The 8306-nt window shown below is 70.0% G+C and carries 9 protein-coding genes; 5 read left to right on the top strand and 4 right to left on the bottom strand.

Features of this window, described 5'->3' with window-relative positions; translation table 11 throughout:
- The first annotated feature begins 2 nt into the window (after positions 1 to 2).
- Complete coding sequence (locus QZV94_RS06270; RefSeq protein ID WP_293676948.1) at positions 3 to 1265, top strand: pitrilysin family protein; 1263 nt, start codon at positions 3 to 5, stop codon at positions 1263 to 1265.
- A 65-nt stretch (positions 1266 to 1330) separates the two neighbouring features.
- On the opposite strand, the gene QZV94_RS06275 is transcribed toward QZV94_RS06270, so the two are convergent.
- The 3 genes from QZV94_RS06275 to QZV94_RS06285 are packed head-to-tail and all read right to left on the bottom strand — an operon-like array spanning position 1331 to position 3496.
- Positions 1331 to 1642, bottom strand: a complete 312-nt coding sequence (locus QZV94_RS06275; RefSeq protein WP_293676949.1) for a transcriptional regulator — start codon at positions 1640 to 1642, stop codon at positions 1331 to 1333.
- 4 nt (positions 1643 to 1646) lie between these two features.
- Complete coding sequence (locus tag QZV94_RS06280) at positions 1647 to 2276, bottom strand: hypothetical protein (RefSeq protein WP_293676950.1); 630 nt, start codon at positions 2274 to 2276, stop codon at positions 1647 to 1649.
- Positions 2273 to 3496: an acyltransferase family protein gene (locus tag QZV94_RS06285; protein ID WP_293676951.1), complete on the bottom strand. Its 1224-nt coding sequence runs from the start codon at positions 3494 to 3496 to the stop codon at positions 2273 to 2275. The genes QZV94_RS06280 and QZV94_RS06285 overlap by 4 nt, the downstream gene beginning before the upstream one ends.
- Before the next feature lie 190 nt (positions 3497 to 3686).
- Here QZV94_RS06285 and QZV94_RS06290 point away from each other — a divergent pair, with 190 nt between their 5' ends.
- The 4 genes from QZV94_RS06290 (at position 3687) to QZV94_RS06305 (ending at position 7709) form a co-directional block, all read left to right on the top strand.
- Positions 3687 to 4298: a GNAT family protein gene (locus QZV94_RS06290; protein ID WP_293676952.1), complete on the top strand. Its 612-nt coding sequence runs from the start codon at positions 3687 to 3689 to the stop codon at positions 4296 to 4298.
- A 39-nt stretch (positions 4299 to 4337) separates the two neighbouring features.
- A complete protein-coding gene (locus tag QZV94_RS06295; protein ID WP_293676953.1) occupies positions 4338 to 5996 on the top strand; it encodes a bifunctional diguanylate cyclase/phosphodiesterase in 1659 nt (552 codons plus the stop codon).
- A 140-nt stretch (positions 5997 to 6136) separates the two neighbouring features.
- Positions 6137 to 6754: a glutathione S-transferase family protein gene (locus QZV94_RS06300; protein WP_293676954.1), complete on the top strand. Its 618-nt coding sequence runs from the start codon at positions 6137 to 6139 to the stop codon at positions 6752 to 6754.
- A gap of 46 nt (positions 6755 to 6800) precedes the next feature.
- Positions 6801 to 7709 (top strand): GNAT family N-acetyltransferase, encoded by a 909-nt coding sequence (locus tag QZV94_RS06305; RefSeq protein ID WP_293676955.1) that lies wholly within the window; start codon positions 6801 to 6803, stop codon positions 7707 to 7709.
- On the opposite strand, the gene QZV94_RS06310 is transcribed toward QZV94_RS06305, so the two are convergent.
- The gene (locus QZV94_RS06310) at positions 7706 to 8269 is read right to left on the bottom strand and encodes a YqgE/AlgH family protein (RefSeq protein WP_293676956.1); all 564 of its coding nucleotides are present in this window, start codon (positions 8267 to 8269) and stop codon (positions 7706 to 7708) included. The two genes, QZV94_RS06305 and QZV94_RS06310, sit on opposite strands and share 4 nt — an antisense overlap.
- Between the last annotated feature and the right edge of the window lie 37 nt (positions 8270 to 8306).

Consider the following 8306-nt stretch of genomic DNA (forward strand, 5'->3'; position numbering starts at 1 on the left):
GGTTGACCCCCAAGGTCCACACCCTGGGAAACGGCGTGCGCGTGGTCTGCGACCCGCTGCCGGGGTGGCAGACTGTGGCGCTGTCGGTGGTCGCCGGCCGCGGGGCGCGGCTCGAGGACGAGCAGCGCTCCGGCTGGTCGCACCTGCTGGAGCATATGGTCTTCAAGGGCGCGGGCGGGCGCTCGGCCAAGCAGATCGTCGAGGTCATCGAGGCCGAGGGCGGGCACATCAACGCCGCCACCGGCTACGAGCGCACCAGCTTCCAGGTGCGTGCGCTGAAGGGCGGGCTCGACCTGGGCTCGGCGGTGATATCAGACTTGGTGCTGCGCCCGACCATGGACGCCGCCGACCTGGCCCGTGAAAAGCAGGTGGTCGGCCAGGAAATCGCCGAGGCCGCCGACACCCCCGACGACCTGGTGTTCGAACTGGCGCAGGCCGCCGCCTTCGAGGGGCAGCCGCTGGGCCGCCCGATCCTTGGCACGACGATGTCGATCGGCGCCGCGAGCGCCGAGACGCTCGGAGCCTGGCGCGCGGCCCTGTATGCGCCCGACACCCTGGTGCTCAGCGCCGCCGGGGCCGTCGACGAGGACGAGCTGCTGCGGCTGGCCGAGCGCGATTTCGGCCGGGCGTCCGGTGCGGGCCTGCCGACGGCACAGCCTGCCGCCTTCTCGGGGGGGACGAAGGCGGTGGCCAAGAAGCTGGAACAGGCCAACCTGGTGCTGTTGCTGCCCGCAGTGGGCGTCAAGGATCCCGATTATTTCGCCCTGCGCCTGCTGGCCGAGATCCTCGGCGGCGGTATGGCCTCGCGGCTGTTCCAGGAGGCCCGCGAGGTGCGCGGCCTGGCCTACGCCATCGACGCCTATTCCGAGACCTACGCCGACGCGGGCGTGCTCGGCGTCTTCGCCGGCTGTGCCGCGGGCGATGCGGTGGAGCTGGCGGAGGTCACCGCACAGCAGCTCAAGGGCCTGACCGAGCCGGTGGGCCCCGCCGAACTCGCCCGCGCCAAGGCCCAACTGAAGGGGGCAATGTTCATGGGCCGCGAATCCGCGCTTGCCCGCGCCGAGCAGGCCGCCGGCCAGGTGCTGCTGTTCGGCCGTACGCTGGACCCTGAGGTGGTGGCGCAGGAGATCGACGCCGTCACCGCCGCCCAGCTCGCTGCGCTGACGGAGAAGATCCTGGCGCCCAGGCAGGCCGCCGTCGCGGTGCTTGGACCCAAGTCCGCCCTGAAGGCCGCAGAGACCTTCAACCGGGCGCTGTTCGGCTAGGCTGCCCGTCCGCGTGAGGCAACGCCCCACACACGCGTCCCGATAGCCTGGGAGCACTCGGCGCCTCACGCCGCTGTCGATGGCCCGATCAGCCGGCCTAGAGCCTCGAGATAGACGGCGAAGGCGGCGCGTCCGGTCTCGGAGATCCGGACCTGGGTGCGCGGCTTGCGGCCCAGGAAGCCCTTCTCGATGGTCACATAGCCCGCGTCTTCCAGCTTGCGGAGCTGGACCGACAGGTTGCCCTGGGTGACCTCCAGAACCTGCTTCAGCTCGTTGAAGTCCGCCACCTCCGCGTTGGCCAGATAGGCCATGACCCCCAGCCGCAGGCGGCCGTGGATCACATCGTCGATCTTGCCGATGTCGAAGCGCGCGGGCACGGGTTCAGGCCGCTCGAGACTGGCGCATCATCAGCCAACCGGGGACGAGCATGAAGGCCAGGAAGCCCACGCCGCCGGCGCCGATGAAGAGGGGGAGATTCTGATAGGCTACGGCCACGGCCATGACGGCGGCGGTCACGAACCAGCCCAGCGCCACCCATCCGAACCAGGGGCGGCGGCGCAGCGCGTAGATGACCAGCCACGCCGTCCCCTGCAGCACCATCACCGTGCACGGATAGATCAGCCAGATGACCAGGCTGTCCTCTCGCCAGGCGACCAGTCCGATCACGAAGACGAGCATCAGGTTGGCGAGGCCGATGGCCCCGAGAACGGCGCCGATCGCCTTCGATACCGCGCCGCCGCCTGAGGGGCGTGTCGCGCGGTCACGCACAATCGACCAGGTGAGCAGGACCAGGAACACCACCGTCGGGCCGAAGCCGATCAGGAGAGCCACCGGCCCGGCGTCCGGAAGCCAGCCCAGCCGCTGGACCGCATGGGCCAGCATCTGGGTCCCGTAGCAGAGGCCGGCGGCGAAATAAGCCTCGCCAAACGACCGCTGGAAATTGGCTGGTGCGTCGACCAGGGCCCGCATGTAGGCGAGGTCGTCCCGCGCGCTCTCAGGATCGGCGTTCATCGGGCGGTCTCCAGTTGGGCTGGCGGCCTGGCGGTGCGCCAGGGCACGCGGCGGCCGTTCAGCCAGGCGCCGATGAACGTGTGACGGACCAGCAGTTCGTAGGTCAGGAACATCACCGCAAATCCGATCCCCAGCACCGCCGCGAACTTGACCGACCAGTGCCAGTCGAAGCCCGAGACCCAGGCCTGCAGCAAGATCACGATCGGCAAATGGATCACGTAGATCCAATAGGACGAGTCGGCGATGTAGCGGCGCACTGGGCTTTCATCGTTCAGGAACCTGAGCGCCATTCCGATGACCGCGAACGTCCAGCTCCAGATCGCCAGCGCATACAACGCGGCGTGAGTCGCCAGGGCTACGGCGTCCTTGTCCGGCGTCACCACCGGCGCCACGCCCAGCTCGAACAGCAGGTAGCCGCTGAGCGCGACGCCGACCGCCAGGTTCACCGTCCAACGGTCCCTGAGACCGTCCAGCAGCGCTGGCTGGCGATGGATCAGCCAGCCCAGGCCGAACGCCAGCCCGTACTGAACTGCTGCGGCTGGGTTCGGGATCAGGTTCGCGTCCGGGGTCGGCACGCCAAAGAAGACCAGCCAGTCGGGTGTCCGGTAGAAGGCGATCGCCACCGGAACGGCGAGGAGGATCGGTGCGAAGGGATTACGCACCACCACCGCCACCGCTGTGTCCAGGCCCGCCCGGAGCCGCCCGCCCCTGTCCACGGCCGCCGCGATCGCGCGGACTGCCAGCGTCGCGACGTAGAGCAGGATCAGGACGTAGAGGAACCACAGGTGGGTCAGTGGGAATGGCACGTCGGCCGTCGCCGCCGTCGCGCCTGGCGCTTCCGGCGGCGCGGTCGGGAAGGTCCCCGTGGCCACGTAGACCGCATAGCCACTGGCCCCCAGGATGCCCGCGATCACGAGCGGCCAGAACACCACCAGCGGGAGCGCGATCCGCTTGGCCCGATCGACGATGAACCGCTTGGCGCCGCGCCGGTGGAAGGTCAGGTGCGCGAAGAAGCCCGCGATCAGGAAGAAGGTCGTCATCCGGAAACTGTGCGACCAGAAGAACAGGCCCGACAGGACGAGCGAGGACTCGCTGTCCTTCGCCATCCACACCTGCGGTCCGGGCAGGAAGGACATGGTGGCGTGAAACACCACCCCCAGCATCAGAGCATAGCCGCGCACGGCGTCGAGGCCATGGAGGCGGTCGCTGCTGTCGGTCATGACAGGTCTCCGGATCGAAAAAGGCGCCGGGCGCGTCGCCGCACCCGGCCAGGAGGGCGATGGGAGCGGTCCCGTTCATCGCTACCGCCCTTCTATTCAAACAAGTCTATAATGTAAACTAGTCTGCCACGAGTTATTCGCGGCGACGGACCCTCTTGACCCCGCCGCGAATTACGCGACGCTTCGACGCATGGCCCTGCTGGACTGGATCGCGCCGGAGAGCGGCCCCCGTGTCGAGGGCGACGGGGTGCGGCTGTGCGCGCCGCGCGCCGCCGACTACGCCGCGTGGCGCGACCTACGCGCGCAGAGCCGCGCCTTCCTGCAGCCGTGGGAGCCCACCTGGCCGGCCGACGATCTCTCGCGCGCCGCCTTCCGCCGTCGCCTCCTGGCCTATGCGCGGGACCGCGAGGCGGGGCTGGCGTATCCGTTCTTCGTGTTCCGCACCTCGGACGACGCGCTCACCGGCGGTATCACGCTGTCGAACGTGCGCCGTGGCGTCGCCCAGATGGGGTCGGTGGGCTACTGGTGCGGTCAGCCGTTCACCCGCCAGGGGCTGACCCTGGGCGCCGTACGCGCGCTGTGCGAGTTCGCCTTTCGCACGCTGGCCCTGCATCGGCTGGAAGCGGCCTGCATCCCGGACAACGCGCCCTCCCGCAGGCTGCTCGGCAAGGCCGGGTTCGTGGAGGAGGGGTTCGCGGAGGCTTATCTTAAAATTAACGGCGGTTGGCGAGACCATGTCCTGTTCGGTCGCACGACCCCTTACCGGGGCCACGAGGGGCCGGACGAGGGGGTGTCGGTCTGACGGCCGCGCCCGGCTTCTGAGGCACGAGTTCGGGACCGAATGGCCAACGACCGCTGGATGTGGGACGCCACGGCCACTCTCGAGGCCCTGGGCGCGGCGGAAGTCGCGCTCTGGGTCTGGGAGCCGGAGAAGGATCGTCTGCGCCTGACCGGCGCCACCCGCGCCCTGGGCCTGGGTCCCCTGTCTCCTGACTGTTCCTCCGCCGCCCTGCGCGCGCTTGCACTGCCGCAGGATCGCGCCACCGCCGAGGACATCCTGCGCGTCCAGCCGCCCGGCGGCGAAGTGGTCGTCCGCATCCGCATGAGGGGTGGCGCCCCCTGCATCTGGCGCGGCGTATGGCTGGAAGAGGGGCTGCGGTGCGCCGGCGTAGTGGCCGCCGAGGTCCGGTTCGCCGCCTCCGGCGTCGACGCGCTCACCGGCCTCGTCGACCGCAAGAGCTTCATCACCCTGGCCCGCGAGCGCCTGCAACAGCCGGGCGAGCACGAGCTGATCGTCGCCGACCTGGACCGCCTGCGCCGCCTGAACGAGGCCCTCGGCCACGAGCGCGCCGACCTGGTCCTGGCCGCGCTGGGCTCGCGTCTCTCCGCTGCATTCCCGCCCGGCGCGCTGCTCGCCCGCATTGGCGAGGACGAGTTCGCCGCGCTCGCGCCGGTGAGCGCCTCGCCGGGCGCCGAGACCCTGCGCCGCGCGCTGGAACAGCCGCTGCGGGTGGCCGGCTTCGACATCCATCCCACACTTTCCATCGGCGCGGTCGAGGCGACCGGCGGCGAGGACGCGCCCGAGGCGGCCGAGCTGTTGCGCCGCGCCGAACTGGCCGTGGAAGCGGCCAAGAGCAATGGCAGGGGCGGCGCCGCCGCCTACGGTCGCGGACTGGAGACTGACGGCCTGTCGCGCCTGGCGCTCGAGGGCGACCTCAAGGGCGCGCTGCGCCGTGGCGAGCTGATGCCCTTCTACCAGCCGATCGTGCGCCTCTCGACCGGCGCGCTCTCCGGCTTCGAGGCCCTGGTGCGCTGGCGCCACCCCCGCCGCGGCCTGGTGATGCCCGACGAGTTCCTGCCGCTGTGCGAGGAAATGGGCCTGATGGCCGAGTTGGGCGCGATGATGATGCGCGAGGCGTCCCAGCAGCTGTCGGTCTGGCGCAAGCGCCACCGGGCCGCCGGTGAGCTGACCGTGGCCGTAAACCTCTCCACCGGCGAGATCGACCGTCCGGACCTGGTGGCCGACCTCAAGGCGATCCGCGCCCAGACCGACCTGCCGCCCGGCGCGCTGAAGCTGGAGGTCACCGAAGGCGACGTCATGCGCGACCCCGACCGCGCGGCGGTGATCCTGGGCGAGCTGCGCGAGGCCGGCGCCGCGCTCGCGCTAGACGACTTCGGCACCGGCTTCTCCTCACTCAGCTACCTGACCCGGCTGCCGTTCGATACGCTCAAGATCGACCGCTATTTCGTGCGCACCATGGCCACGAACGAGGGCTCGGCGAAGATCGTCTCCTCGGTGGTCAAGCTGGGCCAGGACCTCGACATGGAAGTGGTCGCCGAGGGCGTCGAGAACGCCGGCATGGCCCGCATGCTGCTCTCCCTGGGCTGCGACTACGGCCAGGGCTTCGGCTACGCGCCCGCCCTCTCCGCCCAGGAAGCGGAGGTCTACCTCAACGAAAGCTACGTCGACGGCGCCGCGCCGGTGAAGGCGCGGGGGTAGTCGGAGCGACGGCCCCGGCGCGCCTTGCTGCGGCCGGCGCGTTCTGCGACAGACGAGATGCGGCCCGCCTTGGCGCATTGGCCGCCCGACGCCGTCCGGCAATGGGCGCGGTCGCAATCAACAAGACGTGGGGATGAAACATGAAGCTGTACGGAGAACGAAACCCTGCGCCCAATCCGCGGCGCGTCCGGATATTCGTCGCCGAGAAGGGCATCGATCTCCCCGAGATTCGCGTCGAACTCGGCAAGGGCGAGCACAAGAGCCCGGAACATCTGAAGCGCAATTCGCTGGGCCAGGTGCCGGCGCTGGAGCTGGATGACGGCCGCACCCTGTCGGAGAGCGTCTCGATCTGCCGCTACCTGGAAGCGCTGCATCCCAACCCGCCGCTGTTCGGCCGGGACCCCTACGAGATCGGCGCGGTCGACCAGTGGATCCGGCGCACCGAGATGCGCCTGATGCAGGCGGCGGCCATGGTCTGGATCCATGCTGATCCGCGGACCGCCGCGATCATCAAACAGAACCGCGAGCTGGGCGAAGCCAACAAGCCCATCTACGCCCAGGTCTGCGCCTTCATCGACGGCGAACTGGCGGGACGCGAGTTCCTCGCCACCAACGACTTCACGATGGCGGACATCATCCTGCAGACCACCGTCGACTTCGCTCTGTTTCTCGACCTGCCGATCCCCGAGGGCTGCGCCAACCTCAAGGCCTGGCACGAGCGCGTGAGCGCCCGGCCCAGCGCCGGGGCCAACGCCTAGCTGGACGCCAAAGCATGGGGCCGTCAGTCTGCGGCCGACGGCTCCCATGCACACCCCTCTGTCATTCCACCGCTACGGCGGGCGCAACGACCTTCCGGACCTGCTGGCGTTTACTTCGCAGGTCGTGAGCGCGCGACGGCCGCTGCGATCGACCTGGCACCCGGGCGACCTGATCTGGCAGTTGCGTGGCCACTTCGACCACCGGCCGGCGCTCTACGCCGTGCGCGCCGACGTCGACATCGTAGGTGTGGCTTGGTTCCAGGGGCCGGGCGAGCTGCTCCTGGAGCTGCATCCCGCCCATGAGCGCCGCGCGACGGAGGTGCTGGATTGGGCGGTCGGCCGCCTGCGTCCCGGCGACCCCGAACTCAGCGTCGTGGCCTTTGACGCCGACCTCGCGCGCCGCGCGGCGCTGGAGCGCTGCGGCTTCGTCCGCGCCGGCCCGGACGGGGTGCTGTTCGAACGCGCCACGTCCGATGCGCCGCCCGTGCTCCCTGACGGCTTTCGTGTGCGAGACAGCGTGGGCGTCGACCCGGACGCGCGATCCGCTGTCCATCGGGCCGCCTGGAGCGCCCTCGGCCACCTCGGCATCGAGGGCGGCCCGTCCGGCTTCACCACCGAGGTCTACCGTAGCCTGCTTGAGACGCCCGGCTACGATCCAGAATTCGACTTGCTGATCGAGGCGCCGGACGGCGCGCTCGCCGCCAACGCTATCGTCTGGCGGGACGCGGCGTGCGGGGTGGGCATCTTCGAGCCCATGGGAACGGACCCGGCCTATCGCGGCCACGGCCTGGCCGGCGCGCTCATCACCGAAGGTCTACGCCGGCTGCACGCGGCGGGCATCCCGGTCGCCACCATAGGCACCGCCCACTTCAACGCCCCGGCCCGCAAAGCCTACGCTCGCGAGTTCGCGCTCGTCGACACCAGTTCGCGCTGGGTCCGACCGCCAATCACTTAGGCTCGTCCGCCCTCGGCGCTCAGGAATTTCGGGTCGATGCGGAGTTTCGCCAGCGCGCGGGTCCACTTGCTTCCGTGGTCGCCATCGAAGACCAGCGCCTCGTCGGCCTCGACGGTCAGCCAGACGTTCTCGCGGATCTCCCGCTCGAGCTGACCGGCGCCCCAGCCCGCATAGCCCAGGGCCAGGACCGCCCTGCGGGGGCGGCCGTTGTGGCTGCCCATCGCTTCCAGCACCTCGCGGGTGGTGGAGAGCGCCAGCCCGCCCTGGACGTCCAGGCTGTGCGCAGCGTGGTAGTCGTCGGTGTGCAGCACGAAGCCGCGCTCCACCTCCACCGGCCCGCCGATCAGCACGGCGTCGTCCTCGAGCGCCGCGGTGGTCTCGATCTCCAGCCGCTCAAGCAACTCGGACAGCGTCAGGCCCTCCACAGGACGGTTCACAGCGAGCCCCATGGCGTGATCATGATCGTGGGCGCAGACGAGGATCAGCGAGCGCTCGAAGCGTGGATCGCCGATCCCGGGCATGGCGATCAGCAGCTGGCCGTTGAGAAAGGCGCCTTCCATCGCCGATTCATTTCGGCGGGGAACGTGGCGACATCAA

Source organism: uncultured Phenylobacterium sp., assembly GCF_902826855.1.
GTDB lineage: Bacteria > Pseudomonadota > Alphaproteobacteria > Caulobacterales > Caulobacteraceae > Phenylobacterium.